Source organism: Nonomuraea sp. NPDC050478 (assembly GCF_044458265.1).
Lineage (GTDB): Bacteria > Actinomycetota > Actinomycetes > Streptosporangiales > Streptosporangiaceae > Nonomuraea > Nonomuraea ferruginea.
Window position 1 is genome coordinate 1,249,581 of the sequence record NZ_JBITHT010000003.1, and the last position, 13,560, is coordinate 1,263,140.

A 13,560-nucleotide genomic window follows, 5' to 3' on the forward strand; every position below is an offset into this window, starting at 1 on the left:
GCCCGCCACATGGTCAGTCCCGTAAGGAGGTGCCGGTGAGGTGCAGGAAGGTCGCCTCGAGGTCGGGCTCGATGACCTGGGTGGCGGTGACGGTGGCGCTGCCCTCCACGGCGGAGATCAGCGCGGGCAGCAGGTATCTGCCGCCCTCGGCGATCAGCCGTACGGACTCGGCGCCGGTCCTGGCCGCCTCGATGACGCCTTCGACGGTGCGGAGCTTGGCGTAGGCCGCCTCCACGTCCCCGTCGAGCACCAGCTCGATCTTGTCGGCGCTGCCGACCATGGCGATCAGCTCGCGCCTGGTGCCCTCGGCGATGATCCGGCCGTGGTCGATGATCGCCACCCGGTCGCAGACCCGCTCGACCTCCTCCATGTAGTGGGAGGTGTAGAGCAGCGACATGCCGTCGCCGACCAGGAGCTCCAGGCCGTCGAGGATCGCCTTGCGGCTCTGCGGGTCCACCCCCACGGTGGGCTCGTCCAGGATCAGCACGTCGGGGCGGTGCAGGAGGGCGGCGCCGATGTTGATCCGCCGCCGCATCCCGCCGGAGTAGGTGTCCAGCCTGCCGTCGGCCCGGTCGGACAGCCCGATCAGGTCGAGCACCTCCTCGATCCGGGCGGCGAGCCCGCGCCGGGGCAGGCCGAACAGCCTGCCGAAGAAGCGCAGGTTCTCGCGGCCGGTCAACTCCGGGTACAGGGCGATCTCCTGCGGGACGTAGCCGATCCTCGCCTTGGCGCGCCTCGGGTCGGCCGCCAGGTCCGTGCCGCCGACCAGGACGGTGCCGGCGTCGGGGCGCAGCAGGCCGACGAGCATGGAGATCGTCGTGGTCTTGCCGGCGCCGTTCGGCCCGAGCAGGCCGTAGGCCTGGCCCGGCGCTATCGAGAAGCCGACGTCCTCGACCGCCGTCACGTCCCCGTACCTCTTGCGCAGGCCCTCGCAGGCCAGCGTGGCCGTCACCGCGGGCCCCAGCCCTCGGCGGCGGTCAGCCCGGGCGGCTCGCCCTTGTCGGCGACGTTCCCGGCGAACACCTGCCGCGCCAGGTCGGTGCCGAGCTGGAAATCGAGCGGGCTGTTGCCGGTGATCCGGTTCCACAGCATGTGGTTGTCCAGGGCGTCGTCGCCGCCCCACTCCTTGGAGGAGCCCATCACGAACCCCGCCCCCATCACGGACTCCCCGCTGGGGTGGTTGTCGTGGATGTGGTTGTCGACGACGCTGACCCGGTGGGTGCCGATCAGCGCCAGGCCGACGCCGGAGATCGGCGGCCCCGCCGCGCCGAGGCCGTCCGGCTCCACGCCGGCGGCCAGGTCGTTGCCGTACAGGTCGTTGCCGGCGACCAGGCAGTCGCGCACGCCTCCCTCCGGCTCGCCCTCGTAGACCTGGTTGAGCAGCAGCACGCCGATCGCGTTGCCGTGGCAGGAGTTGCGCACCACCCGCGCGCCGGAGGAGTTGTCGACGAAGATGCCGAAGGCGTTGGCGAAGGTCTCGTTGCCGTCGAGCAGCGCGCCGGAGCGGGGGCAGAAGCTGAGGGCGACGCCGCCGTACTGGCTGCCCGAGGCCCGGCAGCCGGTCACCGCGCAGCCGCTCGACTCGCGCAGGTAGACGCCCCACACGGCGTTGTCCTCGGCGGTCACCTCGTGGACGGTCACGCCGGAGACGGTGTGGGCGTAGATCCCCGCCCCGGAGAAGCCGCGCACGGACAGCTTCTCCACCCGCACGTCGGCGACGCCCTCGCCGTGCACGGTCACGCCGCTGACCACGTCGTCGCCCGCGTCGTGCAACCTGGGCACGCCGACCGGCCCGCCCTCGCCGGGCGCCAGCACGGTCCGGCCGGCCCCGGCCCCGGTCAGGGTCACCCCCGGGTGCCTGATCCACACGTGCTGCCGGTGGACGCCCTCCGCCAGCGAGATCCGCGCCCCCGGGCCCGCCTCGTCCAGCGCCCGCTGGATCGACTCCCCGGGCCGTACCGTCATCGTCCGCGTCATCCCACGCTCCCGTCCACGAACACGATCGCCAGCGATACGAACAGGCCGTCGCCGCTCCCCCAGCGGGCGGCCCCGGCCACGATCCCGCCGTCGCCGCTCCGCCGTCGGGCCGCACCCGCCGCGGTCCCGGCGAGGGTTCGGCCCGCGCCGTCCGGGGCTGGGCGCAGCCGCGCCAGGGCGGCCCGGCCGCTCGCGCCCCGGACCGTGTACGCCGCGCCTCCGGTCAGCCGCAGCCCGGTCGAGGCGGCCAGTTCGCCGGCCGCCTCCTCCAGCAGGGAGGCGCTCCAGCCGGACGGCGGGCGGGCCTCGGCCTCGAAGTCGTGCCAGGTGAACCCGGGAGGCCGGCTGCCCACGGCCTTGATGAGGCTCTCCTTGACGGAGAACGCGGCCGGTCCGGGCCCCAGCGCGCGCTCGGCGGCGGTGGTGAGCCGGCGGGCGAACACGTCCCCGCCCCGGCGGGCCGCGCGGGCGATCCGGTCGACCTCCACGATGTCCACGCCCATGAGGGCGGCGCCGGCGCTCACGCCAACGCCCCGGAACAGCGGTCCGCGAAGGGCATCAGCGCGGCGGTGTACTCGTCGGCGCGCTCGACCATCGGGATGTGCCCGCAGTCCTCCACGAGCAGGATCTCGTTGCCCGGGTAGCCGGCCAGCACCTCCAGCCACGGATCCACGGGCGTCATCCTGTCGTGCCTGCCCCAGAGGTACATGGCCGGGCAGGACACGCGGTCCAGCGCCGCCCGCACCCGGTACCCGCGGGTGGCCTTGAGGCTGCGGGCCATGCTCACCATGGACTCGGGCCGCCGCAGCATGTCGCCGACCTCCGCCATGCGGTCGTCGGAGAACAGGCTGCGCCCGCCGTGGAACAGCGCGGCCACCATGCGCTCGCCGAACTCGTCGCCGAACGGCCGCACGCTCCCCCGCCGGTCGAAGCTGAGGCCGACGTCAGGGTCGGCGGTGAGGCCGGGCGCGCCGCTGACCACGATGCCGAGCACCCGGTCGGGGCGGCGGCCCGCCAGGTCGATGGCGACCAGGCCGCCCAGCGAGTTGGCGCACAGGATGATCTCGCCGGCCCCCGCCTCGTCGCAGGCGCGCAGCAGTGCGTCGCCGAGCCGCTCGATCGAGCCGGCGACCCGGCGGTCGAGCGCGCAGATAGCCTCGTTCGTACGCAGCACCGGCAGGCCGGCCCGCTCCAGGTGGCGGTAGGGGTGCTCCCAGATCCAGCCTCCCGCGAACAGCGCGGACATGAACACCACGGCGGGCCTGGGGCTGTCGCCGAGCCGGTGCTCGGCGGTGAAGTCCATCATCGAGGCTCCGGTCACTTCCGTCTCCACATGGTTCGCAGGGGGCTCGGGCATCACAGCGTGGCGGCGTCCTCCGGGGTCCACCCGCACGCGCACGCCGCGCCTTCGCGGGTCGCGACGACGGCGGCGCAGCTTGGGCAGCGGGCGTAGTCCCGCGCGGAGGCGGGGTACCAGACGCTGGTGTGCACGCGGGTGCACAGGCCGCTCCTGAAGAAGCGGCGCATGGCCCGCTGGTGCGGCCGGGCGTGCACCGCGCGCAGCGACTCCGGCCGGTCGAAGGCGCTCAGCGTGAACTTGCGGTCGCCGGCGTCGAAGGTGGCCGCCCCGAGGAAGCCGCGCGACGCCCGCAGCGACTTGACGATCTCCACGCTGAGCAGGTCCACGTCGGCGGCCTCCGCGTCGTCGCGGATCTCCAGCCAGGTCAGCACCAGCGCGCCGGGGCGCTCGGTGCGGCCCGTGGGAACCCTGGCGCTCATGCCGTACTGGCGGGTCTCGTCAGCGGCCGGTACGAATCGCGCCGCGTAACCGAGCGCCTCGGCGAGCGCGAGCCTGTCGTAGCTCCTGCGGACGTGCGCGCCGTCGTGGTCGAGCGTCACCAGGTCGGTGCCGGACACCGTGACGGTCCCGTTCGTCGCCGGCATCCCCAGGTACGCCCCGCGATGATCGGCCCGCAACGTCCAGAAGACGGCGACCTCGTCCTCCCCGCCCACCATCCGCTCCACGAGGAACCGCTGACCGGCGAACCGCCCCAGCACCCGCGCCGCGTACCCGGCCAGCCCGTCACCGCTCAGCACGCCCCCCGAGTCGGGATCGGCATAGGACGCCACCGTGGCCGCCACCGCCGCCGGATCCCCCGCGCTCCAGGCCGCCAGCTGCGCCTCCACGACCTTCCGCACCTCCACGTCACCCACGCGCCCCTCCCCACTCCAGAAGGCGGGAGGAGAAAGGCACGACGCCCTCCACCACCCCACCCCGGCGGTCCTCCTCCGCTCCACCCCGCTCCGTCGAGCCGCGCACCACGCGGCGGTCGTCCTCCGGGAGGTGGGGGGAGGAGAGGGCGACGGCCAGGGCGTGGCTGCCGGTGTGGCTGATGGAGACGCGGATGCCGCGGGGGTCGGTCCGCCGGGCAAGGTCGGCGTGCAGGTGGACGGCCGGGGGGTGGCCGTCCAGGCAGGTCGCGCCGGCCTGGCAGGCCGGGGTGGGCAGGGGCAGGATCTCGACCTGGCCGAGGTGGGTCGCGGTCGGCGGCAGGCCGAGGAGCCGCAGCACCGCCCGCTTGCCGGCCAGCCGCCCGGCCCAGTGGTCCAGGGTGCGCCCCGACGACCGCACCCGCTCGGCGGAGGTGAAGACGTCCTCGACCCGCATCCCGTCGAGCAGCTCCACCGGCCGCCTGAGCCCGGCGTAGCCGACCGCCGCGCCGCCCCAGCGCTTCACGCCGCCACCTCCCTGGCCAGGCGGCGCAGGGTGCCGGGATCGGCCATGCTCAGGCAGCGCGCCCCTGCCCGGCGGGACAGCCCGGCCAGGACCTTGCTGTCGCCGACCTCCACCCCGGGCGCGACCGCGTCGACCGCGCCGACCGTACGGGTCCACAAGACCCTGCCGGTGAGCTGCGCCACCAGCGCCCGGCGGAGCGCGCCGAGGTCCGTGGTGGGCTCGCCGGTGACGTTCGGCACGACGGGGACGCGGGGCTCCCGCATCGGGGCCGCGTCCACCGCCGCCGCCCAGCCGGGCACCGCGCCGGCCATGAGCGGGGAGTGGTAGGCGCCCCCCACCTTGAGCGGCACGATCTTGGTGGCGTCGGTGGCGAGCTTCTCCAGCCGGTCCAGAGCCGGGACCGCACCGGAGACGACCACATGACCGGGCGCGTTCTCCAGTCCCACCACGACGGGCTCCCCCGGCGCCGCGGCCGCCGACGCCAGCTCCTCCACCCGCTCCGCGGACAGCCCCATCACCGCGCGCATACCGCCCGCGATCCGCCCGGCACCGGCCATGAGCCGGGCGCGCGTCTCCACCAGGCGTACGGTCCCGGCCAGGTCGAGCACGCCCGCCGCGTGCAGAGCGGTCAGCTCGCCCACGCTGTGCCCGGCCACGACCGCGGGCTCGTACCCCTCTTCCGTCAGCACGGCCAGGGCGGCGAGGTTGCAGGCGGTCACCGCCACCTGGGCGTGCTCGGTCGACACCAGCCGGTCGAGCGGGCCGCGCGCGCACAGCGGCGAGATCGGCCGCGACAGCAGCGCGTCGACCTCGTCCAGCCGGTCGCGGGCCACCGGCCTGCGGCGCAGCCACGCCCCCATGCCGACCCGTACGGTGCCCTGGCCAGGGAAGAGATAGCCGAACATGAAGTGAGCTCCATTCACAGGCGGCGGCGCGGCCGGCGCTCCTCGTGGGCCGGCCGCTCGGTACCGAGGAAGCCGAGCAGCAGCTTGTTGACCTGGTCGGGGGCGTCGAGGGGCAGCCAGTGCCCGGCGTCCTCGATCCGTTCGTAGCGCCAGGGCCCCTTGACGAACTTGCCGGAGGCGGCCATGCCCTCCTCCAGCAGCGCCTTGTCGCCCGCGCCCCAGATGCCCAGGGCCGGCGCGAGCACCGGCGGGAAGCGGCGGGTGATCCGCAGCTCGGAGGCGGGCGAGCGGTTGGCGCGGTACCAGTTGAGCCCGGCGGTCAGCGCGCCCGGCCTGGCCAGGTCGCGCAGGTAGCGGTCGTGGTCGCCGTCCCTGCCCATGATCTCCTTGAACAGCCGCCAGCCGTTGCGGCGCAGCAGCTCCTCGCTCACGCCGGGGAACTGGTAGAAGAGCATGTACCAGGAGGCCGCCCGCTGCTCGATCGACGGCGTGGCGAAGACGCCGGGGTGACCGACCGACAGGGCCACCAGGTGGTCGATCCTGCGCGGCATGAGGAAGGCGTACATCCAGGCGATGGCCGCGCCCCAGTCGTGGCCGACGAGGTGCGGCCGTCTCACGCCGAGCTCCATCGTCAGCGCCACGACGTCGTTGACGATGGTCTGCATCCCGTACGCCTCGACCTCCTGCGGCTTGCCGGAGTCGCCGAAGCCGCGCAGGTCGGGCGCGATGACCCGGAAGCCGCCTTCGACCAGCGCGGGGATCTGGTTGCGCCACAGGTAGGAGGAATCGGGGAAGCCGTGCAGCAGCACGACAGGAGGGCCCTCGCCCTCGTCGACGTAGGCGAGGTCGACGCCGTTGACGTGGACCGTCTTCTTCTCCATCATGCCGTCTCCCTGAACAACCGCTCAGCGAAGAACTCGCTGAAGCCGAACTCGGGCACCTCTTCGGGGGCGACCATGTTGAGCAGTCCCGTCACCTGCGCGGCGAAGTTCCTGGCCATCAGCCGGCGCACCCGGCGCCTGCGCTCGACGGCGGCGGGCCCGAACTCGACGTGCAGCCTGCTGATGATGGAGGCGCCGAAGTCCAGCCGCTCCAGGCGGAACTCCCGCTCCTCGACGTACGGCGCGAAGGCGGCAGGCGACCAGTCGGCCGAGCCGAGCAGGATGTCGCAGACGGTCCTGGAGTCGCGCAGCGCGCAGGACAGGCCGGTGCCGAGCACGGTGTCGGCGTTGCCGGCCTCGTCGCCGATCAGCACCACGCCCTCGGTCAGCGGCGGCCCCTCGGGGACGCTGGACACCGACGGCCACACCGACAGCGGCCCGGCGGGCGTGGCCGCGGTGACCGCCTTGCCGTGGTCGGGCAGGCACTTGAGCTCGTACGCGGCCAGGAACCGGTCCACGCCGCCGGGCCCCCGGTAGCGGTGCTTGTTCACGGTGGGGAAGTTGAGATAGAGGCGGGCCCGGCCGTAACCCTGCGGGAAGACCATGAACATGACGTCGCCCTCGGTGCCCATGGCCTGCACGTCGGGCGGCCAGCCGTCCATGCCCTCGACCATCATGCCGCCGCCCCAGTGGTGCATGGAGTTGCGCATCGTGATGCCCACCTGGCGGCCGACCGTGCAGCCCCGGCCGGTCGCGCCGAGCACGATCCGGGGGCGCAGCTCGCGCGGGCCCAGCGGCGTGCCGTACGAGACGACCGGGCGCGGCCCCGGCGTGACCGTGATCTTGGCGGCCGCCATCTCCAGCCGGGCGCCGGCGGCCACGGCCTGCTCCGACATCAGCTCGCACACGGCGTGGTGCGGGAAGGCCATCGGGCCGCCGAAGCCGGGGATGAAACCGGTCATGTCCACGGCCTCGACCTCGTCGTCGGCGACCGCCTCGTCCCAGGTCATCCACTCGCGGATCTCCCAGCCGCCGCCGTCCCAGAAGCAGTCCTCCACTCCCAGGCGGCGGGCCTCCCTGATACCCCACGGCGCCAGCCACTCGCCGCGCACCAGGTCCTTGTAGGCCTCCTGCTTCTCCAGCACCACCACGGACAGGCCGCCCGCCGCCAGCTTGCAGGCCGCGGACGCTCCGGCGATGCCGCCGCCCACGATGACGACGTCGGGCTGCTCGGACACGTGTGTCAACTCCCCCACCTCTCCCAGTAGGTGCGTTCCTCCGCGCTGTAGCGCTCAGCCGGGCGAAAGTCGGTTCCCAGGGTGTAGGCGACCGGGATCATGCACACCTGCGTGACCCCCGACGGGATGCCGAGCAGGCGCCCGACCTCCCGTTCGTGGGGGACGTGCAGGCAGGTGATGGTGCTGCCGAGGCCCCTGCTGCGCAGCGCGAGCTGGAAGGACCAGATGGCCGGGAAGATGGAGCCGTAGAAGATGCTGGCCCTGGTCTCGCCGTGCCGCACCAGGTGGCCGGGGTCCTCCGCGACCTTGTCCGCCATCCGCACCCGCCACGCCTCGTTGATGGCCGCGATGTCCGGCGGTCGGCCGAGCACGCACGGGATGACGAGGACCGGCACCGCTTCGAGCGTCTCGGTGAGCGCGAGCGCGGAGGCGTAGTTGCGCTTGGCGCGGGCGTCGTTGCGGCGGCGGCCGGCGTTGGTCCAGATGTCGTTGCGGTGGAAGGTCCAGGACGAGCGGATCATCTCCGCCAGCTTCGCCTTCACCGCCGGTTCGGTGATCACCAGCCAGCGCCAGTTCTGGTGGTTGTTGGCCGTCGGCGCCTGCACCGCGACCTCCAGCGCCTCCCGTACGATCTCGGGCGGCACCGGCCGGTCCAGGTCGAGCCGGCGGCGCACGGACCGCGTCGTCGTCAGCAGCCGGTCGGTCTCGGCCACGTCGAAGGGCGGTGTGCTCATACCGCCCCCAGCAGAACGGCGCCCGACACCGACCCGGGGGCGGCGGTGAGCGCGAGCGCCTGCTCCACCGGCCCCGGCAGCACGGGATCGGTCAGATACCGGCCGAGGTCACCGGCGACCGGCCGGGCGAGCCCGGTGAGCGCGGGCGCGATCCCGTCGCGGACGGCCAGCGCGGCCATGGCGATGTTCATCGCCCCGCTCGCCGCCTGGCAGTCGCCGATCAGCGCGGCCGACGAGGTCAGCACCCCGCCCGCCGTCCCCAGCACCGCCGCCGCCTCCTCGCCGTCCCGCGACGAACCAGCACCCACCCCGACCACCACCCCCGCCCGCAACCCCAGCCCTCGCGCCACCCCGCCCATTGCGGAGGTCGAGGAGATGGGGGAGGTCCCGGAGTCCGGCGACTTCGCGGAGACCGCGAGTTCCGCCGTGGCCACGGACGTCGCCCCTCCCGCACCGACCGCTTCTGTAGGCGAACTGAGAGATTCAGCGGTTCGCGCGCCCGCCGGGACATGGGCGTCCGTGGGGTCGTGGGTGGCGTGGGTGGTGGCGAGTACCCGGGCGTAGGCCCGGCCGCCGCGGCCCGCGCAGTGGTCGGCGGACTCGACGACGAAGGCCACCGCCGCCGACCCCGGCACCGGCTCCGCAGCGCCTGTCTCGTACGGGGTCGGCGGGTCGGAGGGGTCACCGAACGCCTCGCCGGGCCGCTCGTCGGCCGCGACCACCAGGACCACCTCGGCCTTGCCCGCGCTGATCAGCTCAAGGGCGCAGTCGAGCGCGATCGAGGCCGACGCGCCGCCGTTGCAGATGGTGGTGGTCGGCCCGCGCAGGCCAAGCGTCTGGCAGACGGCTCCGCCGGTGGCGTTCAGCACGACGTTGGAGAAGCTCAGGACCGCCGGCTTGTTCGGGTTGAGCGCGATGCTCTCGTCGAAGCCGCCGGTGCTCTCGGCCGACCCCGCGCCGGTGGCGAAGATGAGCCCGACGTCGTCCAGCGCCTTCCTGGGCAGCTTCAGCCCCGCGTCCTCCCACGCCAGGCGCGAGGCCGCGATCGCCATCCGGGACAGCCGGTTCATGTGCCGCCACAGCGAGCGCGGCGCGTACGTCCGCCCGTCCAGCGACGGCGGGCGGCCCGCCGCGCGGAGCCCGGCCGAGATGGCGGCGCTCACCTCGGCGATGCCCGTGCCCGCGCCGGTGACCGGCCCCAGCCCGGTGATCACCGCCTCCCTGCGGGGCGGGTCCTCGTACGCGCGCGGCCCGCGTGGCCGCGTCAGCACGAGGGAGACGTTGTTGCCGCCGAACGCGTAGTTGTTGGACACGACCGTCTCGATGTCCATGGGCCGGGCCACGTTCGGCACGAAGTCCAGGTCGGTGGCCGCGGGCTCCCCGTCGAAGCCGATGGTGGGCGGGGCTACTCCGTGGCGCAGCGCCAGCACCGCGGCGACCGCCTCGACCGCGCCCGCCGCGCCGAGCGTGTGACCGAGGAAGGACTTGATGCTGCTGGTGGGCACCTGCCCGGCGCGCTCGCCGAACACCAGGCGCATCACCTTGGCCTCCATGGCGTCGTTGGCCGGGGTGCCGGTGCCGTGACCGCTGACGTAGTGCACGTCGCCGGGCGACAGGCCCGCGTCGGCGAGCGCGCGGCGCATGGCCGCGGCCCCTCCCCTGCCGGTCGGGTCGGGCGCCGTCGCGTGGTAGGCGTCGGCCGACAGGCCGTAGCCCGCGACCTCGGCGAGCGGGACCGCCCCCCGGGCCAGGGCCAGGTCCAGCGGCTCCAGCAGCAGGAAGGCCGCCCCCTCGCCCAGGTTGAGCCCGTCGGAGCGGCTGTAGGGGCGGCACGGGCCGGTGCTGAGCGCCTGCAGCCCGGCGAAGCCCGCGTACGTGCCGAACAGCAGCGGGTCCACGCCGCCGGCCAGGACGGCGTCCGCCTCGCCGGCCAGGATCTTGTCCTTGGCGAGGCCGACCGCGTTCCCGCCGGCCGCGCAGGCGGTCGAGACCAGGATGCGGGGCCCGCGCAGGCCCAGCCGTTCGGCGACCACGTCGCCGGTGCGGTGCATCGGCTGGTAGCGCCCCGCCTGGTCCGGTGTCGCCTGGCACTTGCCGAGGATGATCCCGAACCGCCCGGGGTCGGCGGCCGTCAGCCCCGCCATCGCCTGGCGCGCGGCGACGAGCGCCAGCTGGGCGGTACGGTCGAGAGAGGCGTCGGCGTCCGGCAGCTGCGACGTGATCCACTCGTCGGGCACCTGACCCGCGTGCCTGGCCTCGAACACCGCGTACGCCTCGTCCCGCACGGGGGTGAGGCCACCGCTGCCGCTGGTCAGCCGGAGCCAGAAGTCCGCGGGGTCGCGACCGGCCGCGCAGATGATGCCCAGGCCGGTGACGACGACGGGCCGCAGCGCCATGGATGTCTCCTTCACGAGAAGCGGGCCGGCCGATCAGATGATCGGCACGCTCCAGCTCTTGGGGACGATGTAGGGACTGGTGAGCGTGGTGACGCCGACGCCGCCGGCCGACAGTTCGAGCCCGGCCGCGGCCAGGTCGCGGTCCACGCGGGCCAGGCCGAGGGTGGCGTTCAGCCCGACGCTGTGCACGGCGTGCACGACCTCGCCGATGACCTGGTCGCCCGCCATGAGCCGGGTGCCCGGTGCGGGCACGCCGACCGCGCAGGTGAAGCCGACGGTGGAGCGCCCGGCGCCCGACTCGAACGCCTCCAGCACGGCCTCGCGGCCCACGAACGACTCCTTGGTGATGTCGACCAGCCAGTTGGCGCCGATCTCGATCACCGAGGCGCCCGGGGTGGCCTCGTGGCGCGGCATCGGCTGGCGGACCTCGAGCATCGCCAGTTCCAGGGCCTCCTGCCCGGCGGGGCGGGCGTGCTCGACCGACAGGCTCCACAGGCCCGGGGCCGACTCCCGGGGCACGATCATCTGGTATCCGTACTCGCCGGTGAAGCCCGTCCTGGCGAAGACGACGTCCACGCCGTCCCAGGTGGCCTCCGCCACGGACTCGAACGGCAGCGAGGCCAGCTCGGCGTCGATCAACCGGCCGACGACGCCCCAGGCGTACGGGCCCTCCAGCCCGACGATCGCCAGGTCCTCCGAGCGGTCGGCGATCTCGGCGCCCTCGTCGTTCCGCGCCCGCAGGTGCTCCAGCAGGCGGGCGCCCGCGCCGCAGGAGCTCTCCAGGAGGATCCCGTCCTCCCGGCCGAAGGCGATCACCTGGTCCACGATCCGCCCGTCCTCGTCGAGGACGAGGCTCATCATGCAGCGGTCGGAGGTGAGGTACTCCACGTCGCGGGCCAGCACCCGCTGGGCGAACTCGACCGCGGCGGGGCCGGTGATCTCGATGAGCCGGTGCCCGCCGAGGTCGATGACCGCGGCGCGTTCCCTCAGCGCCGTGTACTCCTCCGACAGCGCCTCGGGCGAGGCCGAGAAACGCAGCGGCACGGTCGCGTCGCCGATCTCGCCGTAGACGGTGCCCTCAGGATGCGTGGCCGCGAGGACGTTGGTCATGGTTCACACCTTTCGCACAGAACGTTGACCCGCCGGATCGGCGATCGTGAGAATTCCTTCGGCGGCCACCTGGCCCGCTACCCGGGCCGACACGCGGAACTCCGCGAATCCGCCGCCGCCTCCAGTCCGCTCGGCCGTCAGGGCGAGCTGGTCGCCGGGGACGACCGGGCGCCGGAAGCGCATCGACCTGACGCCCGCCAGGTAGCTGATCTCGCTGGCTCCGGCCAGGGCGAAGACCACGCCGGCGAGCTGGGCCAGCGCCTCGACGATCACGATCCCGGGCAGCACCGCCTCGTTCGGGAAGTGGCCCTGGAACCACAGCTCCGTGCCGGCGACGTTCTTGGTGGCCGTGCCCTTGACCCCCGGCTCCACCTTGCCGACCCGGTCCAGCAGCAGCATCGGCCAGCGGTGCGGCAGCACCGCGCGGATCTGGTCGTGGGTCAGCCCGTTCACCGGCCGCAGGCCGGCGGGCTTCGCCTCGGTAACCGTCATCCCCGGGCCCGCAGCGCCGGGTTGATCTCGTCGGCCAGCCGCGACACCGAGCCGAAGACGGCCATCTCGCTGTCGTAGAGCGCGACCCCGAACTCCGCCTCGATGGCGACGTAGAGTTCGAGCACGTCGAGGCTGTCCAGCTCCAGGCCCCGGCCGAACAGCGGCTGGTCGTCGGTGATCCAGCCCGGCTCGATCTCCAGGTCGAGCCGCGAGACGATCATCTTCTTGATCTGGTCGCAGGTCTGCTGGCGTTCGGCGGCCTTCGCGCGCAGTTCGTCGATGGTCATGATTTCTCCTAAGAACACGGCCTAGTGCCTTGGGTCGGGAGGGCCGGCTCACCCGAGGCCGCCGCCGTGGGCGACGACCACCGAGCCGGACATGTACGACGCCTTGTCGGAGGCCAGGAAGCTGACGATCGAGGCGATCTCCTCGGGCCGGCCCATCCGGCCGAGGCGGATGCGCGACTCGTACTGCTTCCTGATGGCGACGGGGACCTTGCGGGTCATGTCCGTGGCGACGAACCCGGGCGCGACGACGTTGGCCCGCACGCCGTGCGGGGCCGCTTCGTTGGACAGCGCGTGCGTGAAGGCGATGATGGCGCCCTTGGAGGCCACGTAGTTCGTCTGGCCGGGGAAGCCGCCGTCCAGCCCGCTGGAGGAGGACAGGGTCACGATCGAGCCGCTGCGCTGGTGCTGCATCAGCTTCAGCGCCTCCCGGCAGGTCAGGAACGTGCCGATGAGGTTGGTGTCCACCGGGCCGCGGAACTGCTCCAGGCTCATGGCGATGAGGAAGCGGTCCTGGGTGATGCCGGCGCTGGTCACCAGCACGTCGAGGCGGCCGTGGTCGGCCCGGATCTCCCGGAACACGCGACGTACCGACTCCTCGTCGGTGACGTCCGCCCGCGCGCTCGTCGCGCTGCCGCCTTCCTCCTCGATGAGGGCGACGACCTCCTTGGCGTCCTGTTCCGACCTGGCGTAGTTGACGATGACGTGGGCGCCCTCCCTGGCCAGGTCGAGCGCGACGGCCCGGCCGATCCCGCGCGACCCCCCTGTGACCAGGGCCACGGAGCCTTGGGTGAACAGCATCGGCG

15 protein-coding genes are annotated in these 13,560 nt (G+C 73.6%); all 15 read right to left on the minus strand.

Features of this window, described 5'->3' with window-relative positions:
* Window positions 1–13: 13 nt before the first annotated feature.
* From ACIBF7_RS19850 to fabG, 15 genes are read right to left on the minus strand one after another with little or no spacing between them, the layout of a single operon-like run.
* The gene (locus tag ACIBF7_RS19850) at window positions 14–952 is read right to left on the minus strand and encodes an ABC transporter ATP-binding protein (RefSeq protein WP_397197769.1); all 939 of its coding nucleotides are present in this window, start codon (window positions 950–952) and stop codon (window positions 14–16) included.
* Window positions 949–1,977, minus strand: a complete 1,029-nt coding sequence (locus ACIBF7_RS19855; protein ID WP_397197770.1) for a nitrous oxide reductase family maturation protein NosD — start codon at window positions 1,975–1,977, stop codon at window positions 949–951. The genes ACIBF7_RS19850 and ACIBF7_RS19855 overlap by 4 nt, the downstream gene beginning before the upstream one ends.
* A complete protein-coding gene (locus ACIBF7_RS19860) occupies window positions 1,974–2,501 on the minus strand; it encodes a 4'-phosphopantetheinyl transferase superfamily protein (protein WP_345483254.1) in 528 nt (175 codons plus the stop codon). Before ACIBF7_RS19860 ends, ACIBF7_RS19855 begins: the two co-directional genes overlap by 4 nt.
* Window positions 2,498–3,298 carry an alpha/beta fold hydrolase gene (locus ACIBF7_RS19865; RefSeq protein WP_261808376.1) on the minus strand — a complete coding sequence of 267 codons (801 nt, stop codon included), beginning with the start codon at window positions 3,296–3,298 and terminating at the stop codon, window positions 2,498–2,500. Before ACIBF7_RS19865 ends, ACIBF7_RS19860 begins: the two co-directional genes overlap by 4 nt.
* 35 nt (window positions 3,299–3,333) lie before the next feature.
* Window positions 3,334–4,191 carry an ester cyclase gene (locus ACIBF7_RS19870; RefSeq protein ID WP_271279720.1) on the minus strand — a complete coding sequence of 286 codons (858 nt, stop codon included), beginning with the start codon at window positions 4,189–4,191 and terminating at the stop codon, window positions 3,334–3,336.
* The gene (locus ACIBF7_RS19875; protein ID WP_271279721.1) at window positions 4,184–4,714 is read right to left on the minus strand and encodes a phosphopantetheinyl transferase; all 531 of its coding nucleotides are present in this window, start codon (window positions 4,712–4,714) and stop codon (window positions 4,184–4,186) included. Before ACIBF7_RS19875 ends, ACIBF7_RS19870 begins: the two co-directional genes overlap by 8 nt.
* On the minus strand, window positions 4,711–5,619 hold the full coding sequence (locus ACIBF7_RS19880; RefSeq protein WP_148030029.1) for an ACP S-malonyltransferase: 909 nt from the start codon (window positions 5,617–5,619) through the stop codon (window positions 4,711–4,713). The genes ACIBF7_RS19875 and ACIBF7_RS19880 overlap by 4 nt, the downstream gene beginning before the upstream one ends.
* A 14-nt stretch (window positions 5,620–5,633) precedes the next feature.
* A complete protein-coding gene (locus ACIBF7_RS19885; protein ID WP_148030028.1) occupies window positions 5,634–6,503 on the minus strand; it encodes an alpha/beta fold hydrolase in 870 nt (289 codons plus the stop codon).
* Entirely contained in the window at window positions 6,500–7,738 is a 1,239-nt protein-coding gene (locus tag ACIBF7_RS19890; protein ID WP_148030027.1) for an NAD(P)/FAD-dependent oxidoreductase, read from the minus strand. Before ACIBF7_RS19890 ends, ACIBF7_RS19885 begins: the two co-directional genes overlap by 4 nt.
* A 5-nt stretch (window positions 7,739–7,743) precedes the next feature.
* On the minus strand, window positions 7,744–8,472 hold the full coding sequence (locus ACIBF7_RS19895) for a nitroreductase family protein (protein ID WP_219548594.1): 729 nt from the start codon (window positions 8,470–8,472) through the stop codon (window positions 7,744–7,746).
* Window positions 8,469–10,868 carry a beta-ketoacyl synthase N-terminal-like domain-containing protein gene (locus ACIBF7_RS19900; protein WP_397197771.1) on the minus strand — a complete coding sequence of 800 codons (2,400 nt, stop codon included), beginning with the start codon at window positions 10,866–10,868 and terminating at the stop codon, window positions 8,469–8,471. Before ACIBF7_RS19900 ends, ACIBF7_RS19895 begins: the two co-directional genes overlap by 4 nt.
* A 33-nt stretch (window positions 10,869–10,901) precedes the next feature.
* On the minus strand, window positions 10,902–11,978 hold the full coding sequence (locus ACIBF7_RS19905) for an aminomethyltransferase family protein (protein ID WP_271279724.1): 1,077 nt from the start codon (window positions 11,976–11,978) through the stop codon (window positions 10,902–10,904).
* 3 nt (window positions 11,979–11,981) lie between these two features.
* Window positions 11,982–12,470, minus strand: a complete 489-nt coding sequence (gene fabZ, locus ACIBF7_RS19910; RefSeq protein WP_148030023.1) for a 3-hydroxyacyl-ACP dehydratase FabZ — start codon at window positions 12,468–12,470, stop codon at window positions 11,982–11,984.
* Window positions 12,467–12,757 (minus strand): acyl carrier protein, encoded by a 291-nt coding sequence (locus ACIBF7_RS19915; protein ID WP_148030022.1) that lies wholly within the window; start codon window positions 12,755–12,757, stop codon window positions 12,467–12,469. Before ACIBF7_RS19915 ends, fabZ begins: the two co-directional genes overlap by 4 nt.
* Window positions 12,758–12,805: 48 nt before the next feature.
* The gene (fabG, locus tag ACIBF7_RS19920) at window positions 12,806–13,555 is read right to left on the minus strand and encodes a 3-oxoacyl-ACP reductase FabG (RefSeq protein ID WP_187281015.1); all 750 of its coding nucleotides are present in this window, start codon (window positions 13,553–13,555) and stop codon (window positions 12,806–12,808) included.
* Between the last annotated feature and the right edge of the window lie 5 nt (window positions 13,556–13,560).

Coding starts and splice junctions, on each gene's coding strand:
- fabG (WP_187281015.1), bottom strand. CDS start 13,555: ATGCTGTTCACCCAAGGCTCCGTGGCCCTGGTCACAGGGGGGTCGCGC.
- ACIBF7_RS19900 (WP_397197771.1), bottom strand. CDS start 10,868: ATGGCGCTGCGGCCCGTCGTCGTCACCGGCCTGGGCATCATCTGCGCG.
- ACIBF7_RS19880 (WP_148030029.1), bottom strand. CDS start 5,619: ATGTTCGGCTATCTCTTCCCTGGCCAGGGCACCGTACGGGTCGGCATG.
- ACIBF7_RS19905 (WP_271279724.1), bottom strand. CDS start 11,978: ATGACCAACGTCCTCGCGGCCACGCATCCTGAGGGCACCGTCTACGGC.
- ACIBF7_RS19915 (WP_148030022.1), bottom strand. CDS start 12,757: ATGACCATCGACGAACTGCGCGCGAAGGCCGCCGAACGCCAGCAGACC.
- ACIBF7_RS19885 (WP_148030028.1), bottom strand. CDS start 6,503: ATGATGGAGAAGAAGACGGTCCACGTCAACGGCGTCGACCTCGCCTAC.
- ACIBF7_RS19855 (WP_397197770.1), bottom strand. CDS start 1,977: ATGACGCGGACGATGACGGTACGGCCCGGGGAGTCGATCCAGCGGGCG.
- ACIBF7_RS19895 (WP_219548594.1), bottom strand. CDS start 8,472: ATGAGCACACCGCCCTTCGACGTGGCCGAGACCGACCGGCTGCTGACG.
- fabZ (WP_148030023.1), bottom strand. CDS start 12,470: ATGACGGTTACCGAGGCGAAGCCCGCCGGCCTGCGGCCGGTGAACGGG.